We start from the raw sequence: 24,555 nt of genomic DNA on the forward strand, positions 1-24,555 counted from the left end.
ACAACCGTAAAGAGGTGATAAACATGTTAGATCCAGCCAAAATTTTAGAAACCATGAAGGCCGGCGGCAATTTGGGCACCAACTCCCAATCGTCGCTGAGCCAGCCGTTTATGCAAGGCGTCAGCAATATTCAAATGTCGGGGCCGGATGCGGCCAAGTCGGTCATGAGTAACGTGACAAAATCTTGCGATGATATGTTCGGCAATATGAAGGGCATTTTTAATGGGCTGCAGTCGAATGTGAACGCACACCAAAAAATGCAAACGGGCGAACAGCCGAAAGATTTTAATGTTTCTATGGACGATCTTCGCCCGGCGATTGCGAAAGGGTTCCCGCATGAAATGGCGGACTTCTTTTCCAAAGTGCCGAAACTGTAATCTGCGACTCGGTGGGTAATTTACCGGGGGGCCGAAATGCCCCCTGGTATTCACAAGGAGAAGTGAGATGATCAACGAATGGATGTTAAAAAATGCCAATAAACGCATGGGCTTTTTTATTGTGGTGATCCCCAGCCTGTTTTTTTGGATGATGGTTTTTCTGACCTTTTATCTTTTTTGATTCTTTGAGGTAAAAAAAAGCACCCGCTAAGGTGCTTAAAGTGAAACGAATTAAAAAAATAGGAAGGGATGAAAATGCGTTATTACAGTTTTGAAATGATCTGCAATCCGCTGGAGATCAGCGCATCGACGGCCAGACCAATACCTTTACCGATGGTGCCGACAACGGTTTTGGCATCCGGGTTAACACCGGCAATCGCGGAAATGGTATCAATACCGGTTCCCACTGCACTGCCAATCAGTGTCCCTACGTCACCAAAAAAACCAGCACCGTTCACTTGTTCAATTTCAATTGCGGATAATTCTTTCATGATTGAAACTCCTTTTTCAGTTAGCCCTTTACTTCAGGCAATTTCATTATTGCAAATCAGGTCTTTTTTTCAACAGAAGTATTGCTATTTCTTATACTATTCTGTTGTTTGTTATTTTAATTTCGTATCGTTAGAGTATATATTGCCGAAACCTGATTTTCGTCTCCCCCGTTCGTGCTGAATGAGGGATGCCGGTTTTTATTTTCAATCTGAAGGAAATATATCCGAAGGGGAGTTTATGAAGGTATTAACGACACCGGAAAGACCTTTCCGCTATGAAGATCTGGCGGAAAAAATTGTCACCGAGGCCAGAAGCCGCTTGGGCTGCGCCGCCCTGCGGTTTTTAGACTGCCTGATCCAGGGGTATGGCCCGCCGGTGATTGTCTTTGATATCTATAATAATCACGGTAAGTTGCAAACGGTCAAACTGATTCTCCCCATCGGAAGTCATAAGCAGTTAAAAAAAGATCACCTCGGGCTGATCGCCTGCCTGGAGGCTAAAAAACTGGAGAGGTTAAAAAAGATATAAACAATGTTCCGCGTCGGCAACGCCGATTGCGTTCTTCTTGTTTTTCGCCATACCGCTGAATAATCTCTTTCCCTGCCTGGATTCTCTTATATCCGCGGACGATGCGTTCGCCTTTTTCAACCCATCAACGCATTTTTTTTGGAATCACTTATCGTCATAAAGTGTAGCTTTTCTTTATGCATTTTTTTCACAATAGGATTAATATGGTTATAGCGAGTTTTTTAATATGGCCTGCCAGGATGACGGCACATCTCGAGATAAAGCATTATCCCGCCTTTCTTCTAAGTAAAGTCCTAATACATAATCGGATGCTCTTAACAATCAATATAGAGCCGTGTTATGTTCTATATTATGTTTTTTTTCGATATTTATCTGGATATATTGCGCTCTTGGAGTAAAATTAACTTATCAGAGAAAATTCTTGGCACCGTATCACGGATGGCAATGATGCACTATAAATATATCTTACGGTAACCCTTTACCTTGTAAAACGCGGTACTTCCTCCGCGTCTTGCTTTTGTGTGCTCTCCAGGGCTGATAAGTTTATATCACTATATATAAAATATACTTTTTGCGAAGCGAAGACGTTTCCGTATCGCATATAACGCTTTTTTATTAAAAAGCATCTCAAAACTAAAAAATAATCACAGCAATCATATTGCAGTAAGGAGAGTGGGCAAGCGTAGTCAAAAGGGAGGTTTGTTAATGGAGCGCGTCAATATTGCTATCGTCGATCAAAATCAGTTTTTCAAGCTTGGGTTGGGGCTCGCCTTGCAAGAGGGTTTTCTCCAGAATGGTGTCAAGGCCAAGCTCACGGGAGAGGAAAGGGCCAACATTATATTCAGGGCGCCGGATAAGCGGGTGTCCATCAATTTTTGCCATACCCAGCTTTTGCAGGGCAATTTTTCTTCTATTCCGCTCTATTTTTCAATACTGGAGCATAAAACGATTTTTCCAAAAATTCATTGCAATTTAGAGGCCGGAAGCATTACGCGCAAAGACGGCGTGGCGGCGATCGTGGATAAGGTCATGTTTTGCTATCGCAAGAAAAACAGTTTGGTTTCAAGCTATTGCCCGCGTTGCCGCACCCAGTTGACCTTTAGCGAAGGGAAGGTGTGCCGTCTGATTCATCTGGGATACTCGCAAAATCAAACTGCGATGTTGCTCGGCATCAGCCCGAAAACGGTCAGCATTCATAAACGCTCTGCGATGAGAAAACTGAATATCGATAACAATATTGAATTCTTGCGCTGGTTAAAAATGCACAGCGACTCTTGTTAATGGAGAAGGGGAAAGTGACGATCTGATTCGGTATTTTTACCGGCACAGGCGGCGATCGTTCATGGTTGCCGCCTGGCATGGAATAGGTTTTATAGGGAGATAAAACATGGCTGATTTTGTAAGGGAAACGGTTTCCAAAAATCATTTCAAGTTATTGCAGGATCTTTATGGCAGAGATCTGGGCGGGGAGCGTTTCCTGCACTGGAAGCATCTGCTCGATCCGCATTGTGGCGCGCCAAGGGAGAAGACGGGCATATTCTACAAGGATCGCGAGCGTTATCTCGGGATGTTCGTGTCAAGCTTTTACCCCTTTAAGATCAACGGGATTAATGTCAATGTCAATATGCTTGGCGATCTTGGCATCCATCGTCAGGTAAAGTCCTCCACGGTGTTGAAAGACTTTTTCCTGCAGGCAAGACGGTCGGATGTGGCGGCGGATATCTGCTTTTCCGATGACAGGAAGATCCGGGTTTACGAAAAAATTTTTAGAAAGTATTTAACAACCAATACCCAAATCTATCCGTATGTCGAATTAACCTTAAAGCCTGACAAGTTTATGGCATTTCGTTTTGCTGAAAGTGGGCTCGCACAGCAGGCAAGCTTCATCAATAATTTAGGGCGGGAAAAAGATCGCCGCGCCTTTGAGTATATTGAAAAACACCCCCTGTACCATAAAATTCATTATATCAACAAAGGCAGCCACTACGCCGTGATTGGCTGTTCCCATGAATGTGCCGAACTTTTGGATATTTCCAACCCTTCCAGGGAGTGTTTTTCCTGGGCCATCGGTGTTTGTCGACATCTGCATAGCCGTTGCAAGGTAATGATCCCCCTCGCTTTTTATAAGTCGGTTTGCGCTCAGGCGGCGGAGGTCATTTCAGAAAAACGCATCAACATGCTTATCGGCTATTACTCACAAAAGATAAGCGATCTGATGCCGAAAGAGGTTTGGGTATGCCGCATGGATCGCCGTTAAGCAGGGCTCGTGTATTCTAAATGGAGTGTTTGTCATGGAAGAGATTCCGGTATCACCCTACTCAAAAGTTTTTATCGATGAATATGATCGCCATCCAGAGGGGTGCAATTACAACGTATTGGTGCTGCAGCGTATTGAGGGCGCGCTGGATCCCATCCGATTGCAAGCCGCGCTGAATGCGCTGGTGCAAGATCATGTACTGCTGAACAGCCATATTCATGAACAGGATGGCGAGCTGTATTGGCGCCGCAATGACGCAATCCATCCGTTGCAGCATTACACGGACCGCACGCTGCTGACGCAAGTGATTCGCCGGCCCTTCGATATTTACCGCGGGCCGCTTTATCGTTGGGCGCTATTCGCCGAGGGGGAGCGGCGCTATACCTTGGCGTTGGTCGGCCACCATCTGGTGATTGACGGCGCCTCTTCCGACGAGTTTTTCTCCCTGGTGAGCCAGTACTATCGCCAGCAGCGGCTGGCGACGCGCGTCGAGGCGGCCGAGATCGCCGCCATTAACCGGCAACTGCAGGAGGAGGTGAAGCAACTGGCCGCCGAAGGGGCGCAGGCGCATTGGCGCGGCGAAGCGGCAAATTTGGGCGCGCTCGAGGTGCCGTTTGAGCGAAGCGGCGCCGGCCGTGAAGACGACGCGGGCGAGCTGCGCTTCCACTTTCCCAAAGCGCAATGGAAAGCGCTGAAACAGGCCTCGGGGATACGGCGAGTTAATGACTTTCTGGCGCTGCTGGTGCTGTGGGGCATCTTGATGGCGCGCAGCGGCAATCAGGAAACGGTCTACATCAGCTATCCGGTGTCGATAAAGAGGGGGCAAAAGTTTGCGCTGGGCGGGCATGTGAACACCAGCGTGTTGCCCATTTCTTTGCGTGACGGCGCGGGTTTTTCCGACGTGTATCGACGGGCGCTGGCATTTATTACCGCCGCGCCGCCGCAGTCGCGCCAACGTTTTAACCAGCTGCCCACGCAAGAGGTGGTGCGGGCGTTGGGGATCCGCGCGTTGCCGATCTCCTTTGCCCAAACCAACCTGCGCGATGCGGCATTGCCGCTGGCCGATTGCGTCACCTGGCCGCTATTCGAAGCCAATCACGATATGGCCAGCGCGGCGCTCTCTCTGGAATACGAAGATCGGGCCGATATTGATGCGTTGCAGTTCCGATTGCGCTTTCGCCAGGGCATGTTTGACGAGGACGAAATGCGCGACTGCGCGGCGCATTTTACTCGCCTGATGCAACAGGCGATGAGTGCGCCCGACGCCCCGTTAAGCCATATGGCCTTCTATCCCACAGCCGACAGGTCGCCGCCGGATAATGAAAGCCTCCCGCTGCCAGGGGAAACCCTCAGCGCCCGTTTTGAAGCGATCGCGCAACGCTATCCGGAAAACATCGCGCTGGAGTATGAGGGGCTGCGCGTCAGCTACCGTGAGTTGAACGGCATGGCGAATAGCCTGGCGCGCGAGATCGTGCTTCGCTATGCGTCGCTGACCGGGACCGAGCCCCAGGCCGACACGCCGATCGCGCTGTACAGCGAGAAAAGTCTGGAAATGGTCGTAGCGCTGCTGGCGGTGCTGAAAACCGGCGCGGCCTATGTGCCGATCTCCTGCCATTATCCCCAGGCGCGCATTCAACATATTCTTGAGGAAACGCGGGCGGCCTTGGTGATTGCCGGGCCGTCTATGCAGACGGCGGCGGAAGCGTTGGCGGCGATGATGCCGCATCCCCAGGCCGTGCTGACATTGGGCGACCTGAGCCGCCTGCCGCATGAACGGCATAATCTGCCGGTGGTCACCGCCGCCGAACGGCTTGGCGCGATCATTTATACCTCGGGATCGACGGGAGTGCCGAAAGGCGTGATGCTCGAGCAACAGGCGATGTGCGGGTTGGCGACCGCGTCCGGCATCGCGATTACGCCCGAAGATGTCTTGTTGTTCCTGTCCAGCCCGGCGTTCGACGCGGCGACGTTCGAAGTGTGGGGCGCCTTGCTCAACGGCGCCAAACTGGTGGTTATCCGCGACACGGAAGATATCGCCGGCGATGTGCCGCAGCTGGAAGCGCTGCTCCGTCGGCAGCAGGTGTCGATTCTCTGGGCCACGCGCAGCCTGTTCGATCACCTTTATCTCAGCAATGCGGAGCTGTTTGCCGGGCTGCGCTGTCTGCTGGTGGGCGGGGAGGCGCTGACCGCCACGCTGATGCAGCGCCTGGTGCGACAAGCTCGCCGTCCGCAACAGGTGATCAATGGCTATGGCCCCACTGAATGCACCACGTTCACCACGATGTACGCTATCGCTCCAGACGAAGCGCGCAGCAGCATTCCCATCGGCAGAGCGATACCGGGGCGCGAGCTCTATGTGCTGGATCGCTGGCTGCAGCCGCTGCCGCCGGGTTTGGCCGGCGAATTGTATATCGGCGGTTCAGCGCTGGCGCGCGGCTATCTCAACCAGCCGCAGCAAACCCAGGCGAGTTTTATCGAATTGAATGGCCGGCGCTTATATAAAACCGGCGATCGGGTGCGTTGGCTGCGCGACGGCAACCTGGAATATCTCGGCAGAAATGATTGCCAGGTGAAAATTCGCGGATTCAGGATTGAACTCAGCGAGATAGAAAATGCGATCAATGCCCTGGATGGCGTCGAAAAATGTGTCGTGGTGGATGTCGCCCATCGCGACAGCAAGCGCCTTGCCGCTTATTTGCTGATGGCGCGGGGCGTGGCCTTGGATCCTGCCGAGCTGCGCGCCCGACTTGAGCGCGGTTTGCCGGATTATATGGTGCCGTCCAGCTATGTCGAGATCGAGGAGATCCGGCTGACGGTTAACGGCAAGTTGGATCGCTCGGCCTTGCCTGCGCCGCAATTCGCGCAAAACGAGCGTTATGCCGCGCCGGAGAACCCGCTGGAGGCGCTGATTTGCTCCCTGTGGTCGAGCATTCTTGGCGTGGAGACCGTGGGTATCGACGACGACTTTTTCCGATTGGGCGGCGATTCGATCCAAAGCATTGTGTTCACCAGCGAATTGAGCAAGTCGGGTTACCACAGCAACTCGCGTGCGGTGTTCGAAACCAGAAATGCGCGGGCTCTGGCCCAGCGCATTCTGCGGCAGCAAGACGCGGTTACCGCGCTCAATGAACAGGGCGAGCTGCAGGGCGAATTCGAGCTGCTGCCGATTCAGCGCTGGTACCGTGAGCTGGCGCCGAACCGCGGCGCCTTCTTCAACCAGACTTTTTTGGTGCGGGTACCGCCGATGTCCGCCGAACAGGTCGCCGATCTGGTGGCCGCGCTGGCGGATCAGCATGACATGCTGCGCGCGCGTTTTAGCGTCGACGACGCCGGCGCCATCGTGGCGCAGCGCTACCTGTCAGCGGCCGACGGCGGCCCTTCATGGGGCTACTATGACCTGGCGCTTTGTCGCCAAAGCCGCGCCGAGCTGCTGCGTCAATGGCAATCGGGGTTTGATCCGGCGGCAGGGCCGATGTGCCGCTTCGTTTATATCTTTGACAGCCGCGCCCCCGGCTACGCGCTGATGTTCTGCGCGTTTCATCATCTGATCGTCGATGTGGTTTCCTGGCGCATCATCGTCAGCGACCTGCAGCGGTTGCATCAGGGGGGATCGCTGCCGGCAAAAGGCACCAGTTACCGTCAATGGGGAGAACGGTTAAGGCAATACGCGGCAACCCGGCAAGACCAATGCGCTTACTGGCTGGCGATGGTCGCCGGGCAGCCCGATTACGCCCGGCTTGGCGGCGAGGTGCCGGCCCCCGAATTTTGCCGCTTCGAGTGCGATGTGGCGTTGACCGCGCTGCTGATGGACGGTTGTCATCAGGCCTACAACACCTCGGTGCGCGAAGTGCTGTTAGCGGCCCTGGCGCCGGCGCTGCAGGCATGGCACGGCAGTGCGGACAGTTACCTCACGCTGGAGCACCATGGCCGTGATATCAATGACGATAAGATCCGGCTTGAGGGCACCGTCGGCTGGTTCACCGCCTTGATGCCTTTGCGCATTACCGCGCACGAGTGCCAAAAAACCACGCTGCGCGCCATCAAGGACAGGCTGAGAAAGATGCCTGACCACGGTATCGGTTATTCGGCGCTGAAATACGCTTCAGCGCCGGGCGATGAGGTGACGGCTTGTCTGCGGCGCCACCGCCTGCCGGCCATTTCGTTCAATTATCTCGGGGTGTTCAACGAGCAGGCCGACGACGCGTTATGGGCCTTGATCGACCAAACGGCAGATTTGGAAAATGGCGCGATGCCGGTCAGCGGCAACGTATTGGATCTGGTGCTTTATGTTCACGACGATCGCTTGAGCATCGTCATGTCAGGTTTGCTGCCGCATGAAACGCTGTCGCGGATCGGTTCGCATTATGTCGACAGCCTGTCGGCGCTGGTCGAGCACTGTTGCCACGAGGCCAGCAACGGCGTTTGTCTCGCCAGCCCGGGGGACTTCCCCCATGCCGACGTCAGCCTCGCCGAATTGGATCGCTGGCAGCAAAAGCATCGCCTCGCCGCCGTTTTCGAAGCTACGGTTACCCAGCGAGAGTTGATGTATTTCAACCGACTTAACCGCGAGTATCAGATTGATCAGGCGGTTTATGAGATCGCGGGGCCGTTGCAGCCCGAGGTGTTGGATCGGGCGTGGGCGCTGGCGCTGCAGCGGTTTGAAATGCTGCGCGCCGGATTCGACGATCAAACCCGCCGCGGCCGGCCCAACGTCTTTGTCTGCGAGACGCTTCAGGCGCCGATCGCGATGGACGATTGGTCGGATGCCGCGCCAGGCTCTCTGGAGGAACGGATGGAGGCGCTGCTGGCCCGGGAGCGGGAAACCGCGTTTGAGCTGGATGCGCCGCCGTTGATTCGCTGGCGCCTCATCAGGTTGCATGCGGACGAGCACTATCTGGTACAGACCTTTAACCATATTTTGTTTGATGGTTGGTCGCTGGGGGTGTTGTTCGGCCAGTGGTTCAACGATTACCTCGCCCTGTCGGCGGGCAGGGTGCCAACGCCGGAGATTAACCGATTCGAACCTTTCGCCGCCCATGTGCGCACGCACGGCAATGACCCCGAGGCGCGGGCCTTCTGGGCAGACTATCTGCGGGATGCGCCGGTCAATCAACGCTTGCCGCTGTCTGCCGCACCGCCGCTCGTACCGCAGGGGCGCCGGATGCGTCAGCATGGCGACGAATTCTCCAGCGCGCAGATGGCGCGCCTCACCGCGTTTTGTCGGCGGCAGGGGATCACGGTCAACCAACTGACGCAGCTGGCCTGGATGCTGGCGCTGGCCGAGGCGCTGGCTTGCGATGATATCGCCATCGGCACGACCATGAGCGAGCGCCCGGCCGACATTGAGCAGGTGCAGACGCTGTTTGGCCTGTGTGTCGCAAGCCCGGTGCTGCGGCTGCAGGCGATTCGCCGCCGCCCCCTGTATGACCTGCTGGATGACATCGCGGATTCACAAACCTCCAGGCAGAAATACGCCTTTTCCGAACTGAATCGATACGACGAGAATTGGGTGCCCACCTCGCCGTTCGGCAGCCTGTTCGTGTTTGAAAATATGCCGAAACCGGCGGTGGATCCGCGGCTGCCGTTTCAGTGCCGCGTGATGGATATCGTCAGCGGCAGCAATCACCAAACGGTGCTGTGCCTGTTCCCCGAGGCGGAACGGCTCGCCATTTCACTGTTTTATGATTCTCACGAGATCGCTCGGGAAAACATCGTCGAATTGGGCCGACGTTTTCTGATTATTGCGCTCGCGATCGCCAATCTCCCGCCCGACAGCGACATCTGCGCTGAGGACGGGATTATCCAGGCTGAGGAGGCATGATATGTGGCTGGCCATCGACGGCAAAATAAAGTACCGGGCGATCGTGAGCGATCTTGACGGCACCTTGCTCGATCCGTCCGGGAATCTATCCGATGTGACGGTGGAAACGCTCAACATTTTACAGCGTCGTGGGCTGGAAATCGTCATTGCAACGGGGCGCTGCGACGCGGATGCGCGCGGGATCGTGGACGGGCTGGGGTTCTCGCCGGTGATCGTTTCTTGCAACGGCGCGATGGTCAACATCGAAGGGCAGGCCGTGGCGGATAGAAGCTATTTTTTGCCTGCAGAGCTGCAAACCGGGCTGATCGATTTTTTATTCGCCAGCCCGTTCCACGTGACCCTGTTCACCCGAGAGGGCTGGATGATGGCCGAAGAGAACCCGCATTTTTCTGACTACGTCAAAACGTCGGGCGTGGCCTGCCGCTATGTCGAGCCTGAGGCCATGAAGCGGCAGCGGATATTGAAAGTGCTGGTGCATGGCGACGCGGCGCCGATCGAGACGCTCTTTGACCAGGTCAACCAGGCCTTCGGCAAAACGCTGTCCATCTGTAAGTCCTCCACGGAAACGATAGACATCATGGATAAGCATATTTCCAAGGCCAGAAGCGTGGCCGACTATTTGAATTCCAAACAGATAGCGATGCGCGATTGCCTCTCTTTCGGCGATGCGATGAACGATCTGGACATGCTGCGCTGGGCCGGCACGGGCGTGGTCATGGGCAATGCCATGAGCGAATTGAAACGCGCGCTGCCGTTGAATCCGGTGGCGTTGCCCAACAGCCGCAATGGCGTCGCCGACTATCTCTGTCGTGAATTCGGTCTGTTCTGACGTTTTCACCGGGCGAGTTTTATTGGCAGACAAAAGGAGGTGAACGAAGAGTGAGGGTTTCATTTTCTCAATACGGAACACTTTAGATTAATGCAAAGGAGCGAGTATGAAAGAACTGACTGAAGTAGAAGTTATGGCGGTATCCGGCGCGGGCATCGCTTCCGACGCCGGCAAAATCCTGGGTACGGGCATTGGCGCCATCGTGGATGCCGGCACCGGTCTTTTCGGTATCCATGCGGATGCGTCAAACGCCGGCGCAAAACTCGGTGAAGGCATTGGCGCCGTCATCGATGCCGGGATTAGCGCGTTCTCGCAGTTGTTTGGCCGCAAATCCTCTTGAGCCTCTAAGGAAAAGTGCCCGCAAGGGCACTTTTAAGTCAACCGCGAGCGCGGTACAGGGAACGGGGCGGGAGGATGAATGGCAAATAAAATCATGCTGATTATGGTTATCAATCTTTTTGTGGCGCTGGCATTGGCGGTGTTTAACGTCATCTATATCCAAAAGAAGATGGATATCCGCTACCCCAGCGACGCCACCCCCTTTCAGGTTGCGGAGAAAGCGCAGGCCAGAATCCTGTCCATGAGACAGACCGCGGTGTTTTTAAACAACAATCCCGTGGTGGCGTTTACGTTGGAAATTACTGCCAAGCGCAGACAGTTCACCCTGACGGATCATCGCGAGGTCGTGCTCTACGTCGCCATGAGTCGTTATAAGGAGAACAACATTTATAGCGTGCTGGTGGGGGAAAACGAGAAAGAGGTGATGTTCGAAAAAGACAGCTTCGGCTACCCGATATTATTTCATCACGCCTCGTGAGGCTGTTGATGCCCGTTTGCCGCCGCGCCGGCCTGAGAGGGCGGGGCAACGTCAACTATCGTGGGGGAAAAATGTTAAAGATCTCCGCTTATATTACCTTGATTTGGCTGGCTTTGGCCGTCTGCCGGTACGCCGCGGCCAAGGAGGAAGACACCTGCTTCGCCGATGAGCACCCAGCATTACAGACGGTGATCCCTTGCTATAACCAGCAACTGGCCACGCTGCCCCTGTCATTTTCATTAAAAAGCGTGGAGAGCGGTCAAGACACGGAAATTCGTCATTATCGGCTGATGTCGCAATCCTGGTCGCCGCAAGACGCGATCCGGCCGACGCAGTGGTGGCACGACGTGGACATTTATATTCCCAACGGGGCATTCACCGGTAAAGCGTTGCTGGTGATGAGCGAAGACTGCGCGTGCAGCGCCGCCGGCCCGGGAACGTCGGGCAATCAAAAGCCGGCGTTTTCCGCCGAGGCGCTGGCGGCGCAGAGCAAAACGGTGGTGGTGGTGGTCAATCGGCTGCCTTACCCGTACCTGGAATACCAAAATGAGGGGCGGCGCCGCTCAGGGGCGGAAAGCCGGGCCAGAGGATGGCGATTGTTCCTGGATGATGCCGATGAATATTTGATGATGCCGCTCCATATCCCGATGACGGCGGCGTTGTCGCAAACCATGACGTTGGCGCAGCGCGAATTGCGCCAGTGGGGGATAGACAAATTTATCGTCGCGGGCGTGTCTGAAGGAGGAACCACGGCCATGTTGACGGCGCTTTCAGATGAGCGCATCGATGCCGTGGCCGCCATTTTCCCTGACGGGATCGCGGCGCGGCAGGTGATGAAGCATACCTATCGCACGTATGGCGGGCGTTGGCCTTTGGCATTTCACCCTTATTACCAACTGGGCATCGATCGGCGCATAGAGACCCCGGCGTTTGACAAGCTGATGCAGATTGAAGATCCCATCGAATACCCCCCTCTGGCCGAGCGCGGGCGGTCTCCGGCGCCGAAGTATTTCATCGTCGCCGGCGGCGACGAACGTTATCCACCCGACAGCACGCGGTTTTATTTGAATAAGTTGCCGGGGGAGGTCTCGATGCGAGCCATCGCCGGCGACGAACGCACGGTCCCCGAACGCGCGGTTCTGGCCTTGGTCAACCGTCGTCAACGTGATATTGCGCTACCGACGATCGAGGTGCAGAGCAACGGCTCAGAGACGGCGCAGCGCACGCTGCGCTTTTCCGAGCCGCCGATCAGGGTGTTGCGCTGGACTGCGCATAACCGCACGGCCCGAGATTTTCGCTACTCGTGCGGCGTGCGTTATACCTCGGCGCCGCTGGAGGCGAACCGCGGCGAATTTCGGCTGAACGCCCCTGCACAGGGTTGGGAGGCCACCTTTATCGAAGCCGAGTTTAGCGACGGGTATATCGCGACCTCGCAGGTATTTATCACCCCTGACGATCGCTACCCGATCGTCGCACCGGCGGGCGATGGCCTGGCGTGTGAAACCTTACCGGGCCGAGGGCTGGGGGAGGATTATCGCCATGACGATTAATCCCGCTGAAAATAAGACGGAGAAGTGTTTGTTATGAATTGAGCATCAAGAGAACGCGGCCACATCGCTGAATTAACCTGCGCCGGAATGGAATCGCTGATGATCGAGGGCGGTTCCCTTCCCGCAGCATGATTACGCTGATTTTATTGTCGGCGTTTTCTTATTTAAGAGAAAGCACGCCCCCATGTTTTACCGCTTCTGAACGCCTAACTTTCGCTGCATCCTCTGGTTTCTCCGTCGGCTCGTCATTTCCCCTTGCAAGAATAAAAAACCTCTCCGGTTATTCGCGCTCGTGCGGTGTCTTTCATATTTGTGACGATTAATCCTTGCGCGCATTCATTGAAGGGGGAATGAGTGGATTATCTTGTGGGTGGTGTGTGAAGTACGCTGATAAACCTTTCCTTTTCGGCCAGATGAATGAATCAAGAAACGCCTTTTTTTTGGTTTTTTTAAAATAAAAATAAGAATGATGCCAATTCAATTCGGGGTAATTATCTTTTCTCATCTTTACATTGATTTTATGTATTGCTAAAGAGGGAAAGCCAAGCATAATTAACTGTGAAAGGGGCGGAGCTCCTATTCGCCTTATCACGGATTAGCCGTGGTAGGGATATTTTAAAGTTTGTCCAATCAAAAGGAGAAGTACCCATGATGGAAAAAAAAGTGATTATGTTGGCATTGGTTGCGGCGAGTTTTTCGAGTGCTTTGCCGGCCCTGGCGGCGGACGGGCAGGTTAATTTTACCGGGAATATTGTTGATGCCGCGTGCAAGGTCACAAATGACTTGAGTAATCCATTAAATGTTGTTCTGGGCGATGTGGCCCGAACGGCATTTGCGGGGGGCAAGGGATCCACGTCCTCGGCGACTAAATTTACGCTGGAAGTGACGGATTGTCCGGATACGGTAAAAAGCGCCACCGTTAAGTTCGACGGCGCGGCCGATAATGGTGACAGCAACGTATTGCAGCTGACCCAGGAAACGGATGTCGCCACGGGCGTAGGCATCCAGCTGTCTGATATTTCTAACAATGTTCTTCCGCTTTACACGGCCTCAACGGCCTATCCGCTGGCTTCCGGCAGCGGCGTGAAAAACAATCTTGATTTTACCGCGCGTTATATTTCCACGCTTGCAGATGTGACTGCCGGTAAAGCCAATAGCGTCGCGACCTTCACGCTGAATTACAACTGATAATATTTTCTTGCCCGCTGGTTTCCAGCGGGCCGTATTGCCTCGGAGATAATATTATGCGGTTTAATCGCTGCAGTGCCCTAATGGGATTAATTTTATTATTATTTTTTTCTACGGCGCAGGCCGGTGTGGTTGTCGGCGGAACGCGAGTAATTTTTAACGGTGAAAAAAAAGAAGCTTCAATCAGCGTCGACAACCCGGACAACGAACCCTATTTAATTCAGTCCTGGCTGGATAATCAACAGAGCGGCGTGGATAAGATAGCCTTTATCATTACGCCGCCTTTATTTCGGCTGGATGGGCATCAGGAGAATATGCTGCGTATCGTCCGCGTCGGCGATGACTTGCCGCAGGATAAAGAGAGTTTGTATTGGATGAATATAAAGTCCATTCCCTCGACAGAACACATGGGTAAGTCGAACACCTTGCAAATTGCGGTAAAAACGCGCCTCAAACTGATTTATCGTCCTGCGGCGCTGCTCAAACAGGTTCCCGAGGATGTGACCCAACGGTTGACGTGGCAGCGCGTCGGCAAGGAATTAAAACTCACCAATCCCACGCCGTATTATATGAATTTTCATTATGTTCGCATTGGCGGGCGCGAAATGAAAGAGGTGACTTATATCGCGCCGATGAGCAGTGAAATGTTTTCATTACCGGTTTCAGGCGCGTCGTCGGTCAGTTGGAAATTAATTAACGACTACGGCGGCACCGGCAAGGAGCATCAGTCAGGTATTTAACCGCCAGGGGATGGGGGGCGGAAAGGAATAACGAATTCAATAATGGAGCTAATGAATGATAACTCGTCAGCGTAGAGCAGCGAAGCGGGATGCTTGGCTGAAACGCATCGTCTTATTCACGGCAACCACGGCGGTATGCGGCAACATGCCCAACCCCGCTTTTTCCCGTGACTATTTCAATCCGGCGTTGCTGGAAACGGGGCGGTCGGGCCAACAGCATATTGACCTGTCGGTGTTTGAAAACGGCAACCAGGTGCCCGGCAAGTATCGGGTGGATATTTGGGTGAATGACATGCTGATGGAAACGCGTGAGATACGGTTTGTCATCAAGCCCGGCGGCGGCGATAAAGCCGGCCTGCAGCCCTGCCTGACGGGAGAAGATTTACAACGGCTCGGCGTGAAGATCGAGCTGTTTCCCGCATTGAACCGCGCTGAAGAGTGCGCGAATTTGGCCGCCATCCCGCAGGCCTCGGCGCAATTTCAATTCAATCGCCAGCGGCTGGTGCTGAGCATCCCCCAGGCGGCGTTGGAAAATCGGGTACGCGGCTATGTGCCGCCCGAACTGTGGGATGAAGGGATGCCGGCGATGCTGCTCAACTACGGTTTCACCGGCAGCAACAGCAAGGGGCGCGACCGTTTTACCCAGAGCGCGAGCAGCTACTACCTCAACCTGCGGCCGGGTTTCAATCTGGGCGCCTGGCGGGTGCGGAATTACACCACCTGGAGTTACAACAGCGGCGGCGGCGGGCGTCAGTCTGAAGATCGCTGGGATACCGTCTATACCTACGCCCAGCGCAATATCATCAGCCTGAAGAGCTTGCTCACGCTGGGTGAAAGCAGCAGTCCGTCCGATGTGTTTGACAGCGTGTCGTTTCGCGGCGCGCAGCTGGCCTCCGATGACGATATGTTGCCGGAAAGCCTGCGCGGCTATGCGCCGGTGGTGCGCGGCATCGCGCGCAGCAACGCGCAGGTGGTCATTCGCCAAAACGGTTATGTCATCTACCAGAGTTACGTCGCGCCGGGCGCGTTCGAGATTTCTGACATGTATCCGACCGGCGGCAGCGGCGATTTGGACGTGACCATCAAAGAGGCGGACGGCAGCGAACAGCATATGACCGTGCCTTTTGCCAGCTTGCCGGTATTGCAACGCGAAGGACGCCTGAAATACGCGCTGACGTCCGGTCAATACCGCACCTACGATCACAGCGTGGAGAAAAAGGTTTTCTCGCAGGGCAGCCTGATTTATGGCTTGCCGGCCGGCTTTACCCTCTATGGCGGCGGACAATTCGCCGGCCCGTATCAATCCTTGGCCTTGGGGGTGGGTAAAAACCTGGGCGAGTTCGGTGCCCTGTCGGTGGACGCGACTCAGGCCTGGGCGAAACAGGAACATCAGCCGAAAAGCGACGGCCAGTCGTGGCGGGTGCGCTACAGCAAAAACATCGTAGCGACCGGCACGAACTTTGCCATTGCCGGCTACCGCTATTCGACCAGCGGCTATTATGGGTTGCAGGAAGTGCTGGACACCTACCGCAGCGGCAATCGCTATGCCCTGACTGACCGCCGTAAGAATCGCGCCGAGATCACGCTCAACCAGAATTTATGGGAGGGAGCCGGTTCGCTTTCCCTCAGCGCGGTCAGCGAAGATTACTGGAATTCCGAGCGCAACATGCAATCGCTGAGCGCGGGTTACAACAATAGCTGGAATGGCATCAGTTACGGTTTTAACTACAGCTATAACCGTAATTCACAGGCGATTTACGGTGACTCAGACCGGGGGCAACGGCGTATTTACGATCGTGACCAACTGTTTGCCTTCAATATCAGCGTGCCATTGGAAAAATGGCTGAGCAACACCTACGCCACCTATAGCCTCAATACCAGCCAAAAAGGCAATACCAGCCATACGGCGGGGCTTAACGGCACGGCGCTGGCCGGCAACAACCTTAACTGGAGCGTACAGGAAGGGTATGGCAATCAGGGCCAGGATAACAGCGGCAATGCCAACCTTGACTGGCGCGCCACCTACGGCGAACTCGTCGCGGGGTACGCTTACGATCGCAGCCAACAGCGCGTCAACTATGGCGTGAAAGGGGGGGTGATTGCCCACGAAGACGGCGTCACCTTCGGCCAGCCCTTTGGTGAGACGGCCGCGCTGGTGACGGCGGCCGGCGCCAGCGATGTGGCGGTCGGCAACCAGGTTGGGGTGAAAACCGACTGGCGCGGCTATGCCATCGTTCCTTACGCCACGCCTTATCGCAACAACTCGATTCGTCTTGATGTGGAAAGTTTGCCGGATGATGTCGATCTCGCGCTGACCAACCAGTCGGTCACGCCCACCCGCGGCGCGGTAAGCCGGGCGAATTTCAAGGCGCACGTCGGCAAAAGGATCCTGATGAGAGTCACGGATCCACATGGGGTGCCTCTCCCTCTGGGGGCCAGCGTCCGCGATGCGGATCATTCGGCGCAGCCGTTCCTGATTGGTGGTGATGGGTTGGTTTATCTGTCCGGCATGGCGGAACAAGGCCGGCTCATCGTGCAGTGGGGGAGAAATACCGAGCATCAGTGCCGCATCAGCTATCAACTGCCGGCGGAGAAACCCGCCGCAGGGATCCAAACCCTCAATGGCGTTTGCCAATAGATCTCGCTCCGTATCCATCATGACTTGTTAAGTGAGAGTGAAAATGAACGTTTTTATCAGGATATTCGGTTACGGCGCTCTGCTATGGCTGGCGACGCTAACGACGGTGGCGTATGCCGGCACCTGTACCACCAACGCGAAAACCATCCGCATGGGGTTGCTGACGCTGGCCGTGGATCCGCGTATTGAAATCGGCGAACAGTTGGCTGTCCGTACGGAAAACAGCATCAGCGGCACCACGTTTTCTTTTCTTTGCTCGGGCTCGGTGGCCTATCGCTCCCTGTCGCCGCTGACGCCGAGTGCGCTGCCCGGCGTATTTGAAACGGGCATCGACGGCGTAGGCGTGACGATTTCGGACCTGTGGCAGAGCAATAAGAACGTGCCTTTCAATACGGCGATTTCGCCCAACCTGCTGACGCCGTGGATCAACCGCAATGATGTCAGGCTGACGTTTATCAAAACCGGCCCGATTAAAACCGGCGGAGATATGGGGGGGAAGATTATCGCCAGATATTATCTGGACTCGACCTCGGTATTGGACTTGAGTATTTCCGGCATGAAGGTCATTCAGAAAAGCTGCCTGGTGGATTTGAATTATAAAAATCAAACGGTGGACTTAGGCAGCCCAAAACGCAGTGAGTTTAATGGAGTCGGCAGCAGCGCCGTGTCTTCCGAACGTAACTTCTTCGTGGTCCTGCAATGCCAGGAAGACAATATTCCGGTACAGGTGACGTTTGAAGCGGCCGGAAATTCGCCGGGCGTAGGCATGATCGCTATTGCCGACGGTTCTGATGCGGCAAAGGGCGTTGCCGTGGAGATCCTGGACGAGAACCGTAATCCGCTCACGTTTTCCCGGCCGATTAACTATCACACCGCTGCCGAAAAAGAGATCAGAATTCCCTTAATGGCGCGTTATAAGCAGACGGGGGATATTAGCCCCGGGCAGGCCGATGCCGTCATGACATTCACCATTACGCAGAATTAAGGGAGCCGCATCAAAAATATAATGCCGTCTTTTCCCGCGGCATTATTGGTGGCATCCGGCGCTGCAGGCCGATGCCAATGTAATGACAACACGCATGTATGGCTGTGTTTGTCCGTTTAAATATGGAGATTAACCAATGAAAGAACTGTCTGTTATCGAAATGAATGAAGTGTCAGGCGCCTATTCCTGGGATATGAGCAATGGGCTGGCCGGTCTGATTGGCAGTGCCGTCACGAATGCCGCAGAAGCCGTGTCGTCCGTTGCTCTGGGCGCCTCCGTTGGCAGCATGGCGGGCGCCGTTATCGGCGGTAAGCACGGCGGCGACGGTGGTGGCCTGTTGGGCATCGGCTCCATTGGCCAGGGCGTCGGCATGGTTGCCGGCGGCATCCTGGGCGGGGTGGCCAGCGGCGTAGCCGCAGCTGTTATCGGCTGGGACACCACCCTGGAATACTCCAAAAAAGGCCTCGATGGGCTGATTAACGGCACCATCAGCTAAATCAATATCGTTGTCCAAGGCCGCAGCGCTCTTGCTGCGGCTGTCTTTCGGTCAGGCATGCGCAGGCTCTCCCTATGAGTGAGAATAAGAGCAGAAATATTTTCCGCCAGGAGGCGGTCAATTATCAACGTCAACGATGGACCGGCAGAGCGCTGTTAATTTCCGGCGCGTCGAGCTCTGTGATTACCGTTACGTGCTTTATTTTTATTCTTATTTTAGCGGGCGCACTCTATTTTTGTGAGTATACGCGCAGGGTTGATGTCGAGGGCGAAGTGATCAGCATTCCGCATTCGACGAACGTATTTTCCTCCCAATATGGTTACGTGAATCGATCTTTTCACCAGGCCGGTGACGTGGTGGAAAAAGACGAGCCGCTCTATATCATTGATGTTTCCAGAAGTACGGCATCAGGTAATGTCAGCCATATTGCCGCGAGTGAAATCAACAAACAGATTGGCAATCTGGATTCGATCATCAGCAAGCTGAAAAAAAACAAAGACGCGATGCTGGAGAACCTGAGAAAACAGATCGATAGCTATGAGATAGCGTATAAAGAAACGGAAAAACTGAACCTCAGTGCCAGAGACGGCATGGAAAAAATGAGGGAGAGTTTGAAAAACTACGAGCATTACCTGACGAAAGGGCTGATTACCAAAGATCAGCTAAATTATCAGCGTTCGCTCTTTCAGCAACAGCAGAGCTCCTATCAGGCGCTCAACAGCCAAAAGATTCAGCAAAATATCCAGCTGTCGCAGCTGCGTAGCGATCTGCTGATTCGCGCCGCCGATTACGACAATCAAATATCGCAAAGCGAATCGCAACGCAGCGAGCTGCAACGCCAATTGGCGGAATCCAACGCCGGCGACCAGGTGATTATCAAAGCGCCGCTGAAGGGGAAAATCGAGTCGCTGAGCGTGACCGCCGGGCAGGTGGTCGAGAGCGGCAGCAGTCTGGCGCAGATCAAGCCGATTGAAAACATCAAATATTACCTGGTGCTGTGGCTGCCGAATAACAGTTTGCCCTACGTGAAAATCGGCGATGGCATCAACATTCGCTACGAGGCTTTTCCCTCGGACAAGTTCGGCCAGTTTCCGGGGCGCATTGAATCCATCTCTTCGGTTCCGGCTTCCCCGCAGGAGATGGCGGAATACAGCAGCGGCAATAAAAGGGAGCGGAACGCCTACTACAAAGTGTTGGCGTCCATCAGCGATACGCAATTCAGCGACAAAGGAAAATATCTGGAGATCAGCAGTGGGCTGCAGGCCAGGGTGATTGTTTTCCTGGATAAGAAACCGCTTTATCAATGGGCGGTCGCGCCTTTGTATGACATAAAAAACAGCGTGGTGGGGAGAGTCGATGAAGGATCATAATCTTTTTGAGCGGATCAACGAAAAGTTAACGTTCTCTCTGCGTAAACGGGTGCCGAGCATCTTGCAGTCGGAGTCATCGGAGTGCGGCCTGGCCTGCCTCGCGATGATCTCTTCTTATTACGGATTTAATGTGGATATGCTGAGCCTGCGGCAGCGGTTCGGCATTTCCACCCAGGGCGCGACCCTGGGCACTCTGTCACAAATCGCGGCGCAAATTCAGCTGAAGACGCGGGCCTTGTCGCTGGACATCGATGAAATCAATCAGCTGAAAACGCCCTGCGTATTGCATTGGAACATGAACCATTTCGTGGTGCTGGTTAAGGTTCAGCGCGCGGGCTTTGTGATTCACGATCCTGCCTTCGGGCGCCGAGTGATTGGCCTGCAAGAGATGTCGAACCATTTTACCGGCATTGCGCTGGAGCTGTGGCCCGACAAGGCTTTTCAGCAAGAGACCTTAAAGACCCGTTTACGCCTGCTGGATTTGATGAAAAACATCGAGGGGCTGCCGGGGACGCTGCTCAAGATTTTTGCGTTATCGCTCGTCATTGAGTCGGTCAACCTGCTGCTGCCCGTGGGGACCCAGCTTGTGACCGACCATGTCATTCAGGCGCATGACTACAGCTTGCTGACGGTCATCTGTTTGGGGCTGATCTTCTTCACCCTGTTCCGCGCCGTGGTCAGCATCGCCAGGGCCTGGATTTCCATCGTGCTGGGGACGCTGACCGATATCCAGTGGAAGACGACGCTGTTCGAACATCTGCTGAAGCTGCCGCTGGACTTTTTCGAGAAACGGCACCTGGGGGATATCCAATCGCGGTTTTCCTCATTGGATGCGATCAGAACCACCTTTACCAATAATATCGTCGGCGGGATCATCGACGGCATCATGACAGTCGGCTTGTTCGTGATGATGATGGTCTATGGCGGCTGGCTGGTCTGGGTGGTGTCAGGCTTCACCCTGGTCTACATCCTCATCAGGATGATGACCTACCGCACCTACCGCCAATTCTCGGAGGAACAAATCGTCAAGGCGGCCAAGGCCAACTCGCATTTCATGGAGACGCTGTACGGTATTTCCACGGTCAAAGCGCTGGGCATCAAGGAAACGCGCTCCAGCTATTGGCTCAATTTGAATGTCGATGCCGCCAATACCAATATCAAAATTACCCGTTTCAATATGATGTTCGGTGGGATCAATACCTTTATCACCACGCTCGATCAGGTGGCGATACTTTGGCTCGGCGCCATGATGGTCATCGACAATTCTATGACGCTCGGCATGTTCATGGCGTTCAACGCCTATCGCGGCCAGTTCTCGCAGCGGGCTTCCAGCCTGATCGATCTGGCGATCGGCCTGCGCATGCTGTCGCTGCACAATGAGAGGATATCCGACATCGTCTTTACCGATGCGGAGGCGGAGTCCGCGCCACGGCGGGTATTCGAACCGGGCAAGGGGGTTGCCGTGGAGGTTAAAAACCTCACCTATCAATATGACGCGCTGTCCCGGCCGATCTTTAAAGACCTGGATATCCGCATCGCCGCCGGCGAGAGCGTCGCCATCGTCGGGGCGTCAGGCGTGGGGAAAACCACCTTGCTGAAGGTCATGTGCGGCTTGCTCAACCCGACCTCGGGAGAGATCCTGGCCGACATGATGGATATCCATAAAATCGGCGTGAATAACTACCGCAATGCGATCGCCTGCGTGTTGCAGGACGACCGGTTATTCTCCGGCTCAATCGCGGAAAACATCAGCGGCTTCGAGGTCAACGCCAATAAAGAGTGGATTGTGGCCTGTGCGATGCACAGCAACATTCACGAAGAAATCATGCAGATGCCGATGGGTTACGAAACCCTGATCGGAGAGCTGGGGAACGGCATCTCCGGCGGGCAAAAGCAACGTTTGTTTATTGCACGCGCCCTCTACCGGCGACCAAGCGTGCTGTTTATGGATGAAGCGACCAGCCATCTGGACGTTGAGAATGAATTGGCGATCAACCGGGCGATATCTTCGCTGAATATCACGCGGGTGATTGTCGCCCACAGAAAATCGACGATCGACTCGGCGGATAGGGTGGTGGCGCTGGGGGCCGCGAGCGGCGGGTAACGCTCGCCGGCAACCCGGGCTGTCCCCGCAGCCCAAATCGCGGTAAAATGCAGCAGTTAACCTTATCGCACGCCATCAGGCCGCCGTACTCGCTATGAAAATGCGCAAACCGCGCCGTCCGCCCGGGCGGTGGATCTATTACATCCTGCATGAAGACATGCTGTGGCCCTGCCCGGTCAAATGGGAGTGGGAGAGCGGCTATAACGCCTGGCTGCCGTTTTACTATTCCCCCACGCTGGAATTCGTCGCCGGCAACCCCGCCCGCGCCACCAAGGTCAGCAGCGGTCGCCGTTAAGCGTGCTGCCCGCCTTGCCGCCCGGCATTCGCTCACCTAAGATCATCTCATCACCCACAGGTTTTTCCGGGAGCTCCCATGTCTACTCTGTTTCGCACGTCTCTTTGCGGCGCGGTGGCGTTGCTGTTGCTTGCGGGTTGTCAGCAGACGGCGCATAAACCAACGCCGCCGCTGCAGGCACAGTTGGATCACATCGCTTCGATGCTGGCCGGCGGGCACTTCCTGCGCGTGGACTGCGGGCGCAGTGAGGTACCGGACGATGTTAAATTGCAACGCACCGCGATGCGAGCGGCGCAGCATCGCGGCTGGAATACGCAGGCGGCGGGGTATCGGCAGTTGCCGGCGCTCACCCAGGCGCGCTACCTGACTCTGCAGCAGGACAATCAGCTGCTGACGGATAAGTGCACCACGCTCAGCCGCAGCACCGCGCGCTTTATCGCGGCGGCGCAGGCCGATCAGGAAGATTACATGGAGTAGCGCGACGGTGTGCCTTTCGGGCGCTCGTCGCGGGCGCCCAAAAATTCTTTGCAGGATAACGATTTATCGCTCATCATTTGAAATGATGTTTCACTTTTATCCATCGAGCCCACCTTGAACCTGTATGCCGCCCTGCGTCAGCGCGTGGAAAATACGCCCTGGTACGCCAAACGGAAAAGCTACCGCGTGCTGTTCTGGCGCGAAATCACGCCGCTGGCGGTGCCCATTTTTCTGGAGAACGCCTGCGTTCTGTTGATGGGGGTGCTGAGCACCTTTCTGGTGAGCTGGCTCGGTAAAGAGGCGATGGCCGGGGTGGGGCTGGCGGACAGCTTCAACATGGTGATCATCGCCTTTTTTGCCGCGGTGGATCTCGGCACCACCGTGGTGGTGGCCTTCAGCCTCGGCAAGCGCGATCGCCGGCGAGCGCGGGCGGCAGCGCGTCAGTCCCTGGTCTTGATGACCGGCGTGGCGCTGCTGTTGGCGGCAGGCATTCATCTGGCGGGTGAACCGATCATCGATGTGATCGCCGGGGCGGCCTCGCCGGAGGTGAAGGCGCTGGCGCTTTCTTACTTGCAGACCACGGTGTGGAGCTACCCGGCGGCGGCGATTGCGCTGATTGGCAGCGGCGCCCTGCGCGGCGCGGGCAACACCAAGATCCCGCTGCTGATCAACGGCGGCATGAATATCCTCAATATCATCATCAGCAGTATCCTGATTTACGGCATGCTGGGTTGGCACGGACTGGGTTTCGTCGGCGCCGGGCTGGGGCTGACGATTTCCCGCTATATCGGCGCCATCGCCATTCTCTATGTGTTGGCGATCGGTTTTAACCCGGCGCTGCACATCACGCTGAAAAGCTATTTCACGCCGCTGAAGATGAGCATCCTGTGGGAAGTGTTGGGGATCGGCATTCCCGCCAGCGTCGAATCGGTGCTGTTCAACGGCGGCAAGCTGTTGACGCAGATGTTCGTCGCCGGCATGGGCACCAACGTGATCGCCGGTAACTTCATCGCCTTCTCCATCGCTTCGTTGATCAACTTGCCGGGCAACGCGCTGGGCTCGGCCTCGACCATCATCGTGGGCCGGCGGCTCGGCAAAGGTGAGATCGGCCAGGCGGAGCGGCAGCTGCGCCATATTTTTTGGCTGTCGACCCTTGGGCTCACCGCCATCGCCTGGGGCACGGCGCCACTGGCCGGGGTGTTCGCCGCGTTTTATACCTCGCAGGATGATGTTAAAACGGTGGTGAAAACCCTGATTTGGCTCAATGCTGCCTTTATGCCGATCTGGGCCGCTTCCTGGGTATTGCCCGCCGGGCTGAAAGGCGCGCGCGACGCCCGCTTCGCCATGTGGGTGACGATGCTCGGCATGTGGGGCTGTCGCGTGGTGGCCGGCTATGTGCTCGGCATCGAACTCGGCATGGGCGTAGTGGGCGTCTGGTTGGGGATGTTCTTCGATTGGGCGGTGCGCGGCGCCCTGTTCTACTGGCGCATGGTCAGCGGGCGTTGGCTATGGAAATATCCGCGCGTCAGGCGCACGGACGCCGGATAGTCTCGCTCGCGCGAAGCCTGCCGGTAACCTGGGGGACACCGGC

At 55.4% G+C, this 24,555-nt stretch carries 20 protein-coding genes; 19 read left to right on the forward strand and 1 reads right to left on the reverse strand.

Annotated elements, in window-relative coordinates; genetic code table 11:
• Positions 1-23 precede the first annotated feature (23 nt).
• Positions 24-377 (forward strand): DUF6277 family protein, encoded by a 354-nt coding sequence (locus FHU12_RS05530; RefSeq protein WP_004935323.1) that lies wholly within the window; start codon positions 24-26, stop codon positions 375-377.
• Positions 378-640: 263 nt separating this feature from the next.
• On the opposite strand, the gene FHU12_RS05535 is transcribed toward FHU12_RS05530, so the two are convergent.
• On the reverse strand, positions 641-868 hold the full coding sequence (locus FHU12_RS05535) for a hypothetical protein (protein ID WP_019453435.1): 228 nt from the start codon (positions 866-868) through the stop codon (positions 641-643).
• A gap of 238 nt (positions 869-1,106) precedes the next feature.
• Here FHU12_RS05535 and FHU12_RS05540 point away from each other — a divergent pair, with 238 nt between their 5' ends.
• The 18 genes from FHU12_RS05540 to FHU12_RS05625 all read left to right on the forward strand — a co-directional run bounded on the left by FHU12_RS05540 (position 1,107) and on the right by FHU12_RS05625 (position 24,512).
• A complete protein-coding gene (locus FHU12_RS05540; protein ID WP_141967932.1) occupies positions 1,107-1,397 on the forward strand; it encodes a hypothetical protein in 291 nt (96 codons plus the stop codon).
• 705 nt (positions 1,398-2,102) lie between these two features.
• On the forward strand, positions 2,103-2,678 hold the full coding sequence (locus FHU12_RS05545) for a helix-turn-helix transcriptional regulator (protein WP_141967934.1): 576 nt from the start codon (positions 2,103-2,105) through the stop codon (positions 2,676-2,678).
• A gap of 106 nt (positions 2,679-2,784) precedes the next feature.
• Complete coding sequence (locus FHU12_RS05550; protein ID WP_141967936.1) at positions 2,785-3,654, forward strand: hypothetical protein; 870 nt, start codon at positions 2,785-2,787, stop codon at positions 3,652-3,654.
• Between the two features lie 34 nt (positions 3,655-3,688).
• Complete coding sequence (locus FHU12_RS05555; protein WP_141967938.1) at positions 3,689-9,475, forward strand: non-ribosomal peptide synthetase; 5,787 nt, start codon at positions 3,689-3,691, stop codon at positions 9,473-9,475.
• A 1-nt stretch (position 9,476) separates the two neighbouring features.
• Positions 9,477-10,304, forward strand: coding sequence for a Cof-type HAD-IIB family hydrolase (locus tag FHU12_RS05560; protein ID WP_141967940.1), 828 nt, complete (start codon positions 9,477-9,479; stop codon positions 10,302-10,304).
• 106 nt (positions 10,305-10,410) lie between these two features.
• Positions 10,411-10,644 (forward strand): hypothetical protein, encoded by a 234-nt coding sequence (locus tag FHU12_RS05565; RefSeq protein WP_141967942.1) that lies wholly within the window; start codon positions 10,411-10,413, stop codon positions 10,642-10,644.
• A gap of 78 nt (positions 10,645-10,722) precedes the next feature.
• Positions 10,723-11,121 carry a hypothetical protein gene (locus tag FHU12_RS05570; protein ID WP_141967944.1) on the forward strand — a complete coding sequence of 133 codons (399 nt, stop codon included), beginning with the start codon at positions 10,723-10,725 and terminating at the stop codon, positions 11,119-11,121.
• A 71-nt stretch (positions 11,122-11,192) separates the two neighbouring features.
• Entirely contained in the window at positions 11,193-12,671 is a 1,479-nt protein-coding gene (locus FHU12_RS05575) for a PhoPQ-activated protein PqaA family protein (RefSeq protein WP_141967946.1), read from the forward strand.
• A 648-nt stretch (positions 12,672-13,319) separates the two neighbouring features.
• Positions 13,320-13,859 (forward strand): fimbrial protein, encoded by a 540-nt coding sequence (locus FHU12_RS05580; RefSeq protein ID WP_141967948.1) that lies wholly within the window; start codon positions 13,320-13,322, stop codon positions 13,857-13,859.
• Positions 13,860-13,915: 56 nt separating this feature from the next.
• The gene (locus tag FHU12_RS05585) at positions 13,916-14,599 is read left to right on the forward strand and encodes a fimbrial biogenesis chaperone (RefSeq protein ID WP_141967950.1); all 684 of its coding nucleotides are present in this window, start codon (positions 13,916-13,918) and stop codon (positions 14,597-14,599) included.
• 55 nt (positions 14,600-14,654) lie between these two features.
• Positions 14,655-17,237 carry a fimbria/pilus outer membrane usher protein gene (locus tag FHU12_RS05590; protein ID WP_141967952.1) on the forward strand — a complete coding sequence of 861 codons (2,583 nt, stop codon included), beginning with the start codon at positions 14,655-14,657 and terminating at the stop codon, positions 17,235-17,237.
• A gap of 43 nt (positions 17,238-17,280) precedes the next feature.
• Positions 17,281-18,222, forward strand: a complete 942-nt coding sequence (locus tag FHU12_RS05595) for a fimbrial protein (protein WP_141967954.1) — start codon at positions 17,281-17,283, stop codon at positions 18,220-18,222.
• 136 nt (positions 18,223-18,358) lie between these two features.
• Positions 18,359-18,718, forward strand: a complete 360-nt coding sequence (locus FHU12_RS05600) for a hypothetical protein (RefSeq protein ID WP_141967957.1) — start codon at positions 18,359-18,361, stop codon at positions 18,716-18,718.
• A gap of 74 nt (positions 18,719-18,792) precedes the next feature.
• Positions 18,793-20,088, forward strand: coding sequence for an HlyD family secretion protein (locus tag FHU12_RS05605; RefSeq protein WP_141967959.1), 1,296 nt, complete (start codon positions 18,793-18,795; stop codon positions 20,086-20,088).
• Entirely contained in the window at positions 20,075-22,192 is a 2,118-nt protein-coding gene (locus tag FHU12_RS05610; protein WP_141967961.1) for a peptidase domain-containing ABC transporter, read from the forward strand. Before FHU12_RS05605 ends, FHU12_RS05610 begins: the two co-directional genes overlap by 14 nt.
• Positions 22,193-22,286: 94 nt before the next feature.
• On the forward strand, positions 22,287-22,487 hold the full coding sequence (locus tag FHU12_RS05615) for a hypothetical protein (protein WP_016927170.1): 201 nt from the start codon (positions 22,287-22,289) through the stop codon (positions 22,485-22,487).
• A gap of 78 nt (positions 22,488-22,565) precedes the next feature.
• Positions 22,566-22,964: a type II secretion system pilot lipoprotein GspS gene (gspS, locus tag FHU12_RS05620; RefSeq protein WP_141967963.1), complete on the forward strand. Its 399-nt coding sequence runs from the start codon at positions 22,566-22,568 to the stop codon at positions 22,962-22,964.
• Between the two features lie 114 nt (positions 22,965-23,078).
• The gene (locus FHU12_RS05625; RefSeq protein WP_141967965.1) at positions 23,079-24,512 is read left to right on the forward strand and encodes an EmmdR/YeeO family multidrug/toxin efflux MATE transporter; all 1,434 of its coding nucleotides are present in this window, start codon (positions 23,079-23,081) and stop codon (positions 24,510-24,512) included.
• Positions 24,513-24,555: the final 43 nt, after the last annotated feature.

Origin of the sequence: Serratia marcescens, from assembly GCF_006715005.1 — a bacterium.
GTDB lineage: Bacteria > Pseudomonadota > Gammaproteobacteria > Enterobacterales > Enterobacteriaceae > Serratia > Serratia montpellierensis.

Bases quoted from the DNA above. Each gene is read 5' to 3' on its own strand.
- FHU12_RS05530 (WP_004935323.1), top strand. From the start codon at position 24: ATGTTAGATCCAGCCAAAATTTTAGAAACCATGAAGGCCGGCGGCAAT.
- FHU12_RS05535 (WP_019453435.1), bottom strand. From the start codon at position 868: ATGAAAGAATTATCCGCAATTGAAATTGAACAAGTGAACGGTGCTGGT.
- FHU12_RS05540 (WP_141967932.1), top strand. From the start codon at position 1,107: ATGAAGGTATTAACGACACCGGAAAGACCTTTCCGCTATGAAGATCTG.
- FHU12_RS05545 (WP_141967934.1), top strand. From the start codon at position 2,103: ATGGAGCGCGTCAATATTGCTATCGTCGATCAAAATCAGTTTTTCAAG.
- FHU12_RS05550 (WP_141967936.1), top strand. From the start codon at position 2,785: ATGGCTGATTTTGTAAGGGAAACGGTTTCCAAAAATCATTTCAAGTTA.
- FHU12_RS05555 (WP_141967938.1), top strand. From the start codon at position 3,689: ATGGAAGAGATTCCGGTATCACCCTACTCAAAAGTTTTTATCGATGAA.
- FHU12_RS05560 (WP_141967940.1), top strand. From the start codon at position 9,477: ATGTGGCTGGCCATCGACGGCAAAATAAAGTACCGGGCGATCGTGAGC.
- FHU12_RS05565 (WP_141967942.1), top strand. From the start codon at position 10,411: ATGAAAGAACTGACTGAAGTAGAAGTTATGGCGGTATCCGGCGCGGGC.
- FHU12_RS05570 (WP_141967944.1), top strand. From the start codon at position 10,723: ATGGCAAATAAAATCATGCTGATTATGGTTATCAATCTTTTTGTGGCG.
- FHU12_RS05575 (WP_141967946.1), top strand. From the start codon at position 11,193: ATGTTAAAGATCTCCGCTTATATTACCTTGATTTGGCTGGCTTTGGCC.
- FHU12_RS05580 (WP_141967948.1), top strand. From the start codon at position 13,320: ATGATGGAAAAAAAAGTGATTATGTTGGCATTGGTTGCGGCGAGTTTT.
- FHU12_RS05585 (WP_141967950.1), top strand. From the start codon at position 13,916: ATGCGGTTTAATCGCTGCAGTGCCCTAATGGGATTAATTTTATTATTA.
- FHU12_RS05590 (WP_141967952.1), top strand. From the start codon at position 14,655: ATGATAACTCGTCAGCGTAGAGCAGCGAAGCGGGATGCTTGGCTGAAA.
- FHU12_RS05595 (WP_141967954.1), top strand. From the start codon at position 17,281: ATGAACGTTTTTATCAGGATATTCGGTTACGGCGCTCTGCTATGGCTG.
- FHU12_RS05600 (WP_141967957.1), top strand. From the start codon at position 18,359: ATGAAAGAACTGTCTGTTATCGAAATGAATGAAGTGTCAGGCGCCTAT.
- FHU12_RS05605 (WP_141967959.1), top strand. From the start codon at position 18,793: ATGAGTGAGAATAAGAGCAGAAATATTTTCCGCCAGGAGGCGGTCAAT.
- FHU12_RS05610 (WP_141967961.1), top strand. From the start codon at position 20,075: ATGAAGGATCATAATCTTTTTGAGCGGATCAACGAAAAGTTAACGTTC.
- FHU12_RS05615 (WP_016927170.1), top strand. From the start codon at position 22,287: ATGAAAATGCGCAAACCGCGCCGTCCGCCCGGGCGGTGGATCTATTAC.
- gspS (WP_141967963.1), top strand. From the start codon at position 22,566: ATGTCTACTCTGTTTCGCACGTCTCTTTGCGGCGCGGTGGCGTTGCTG.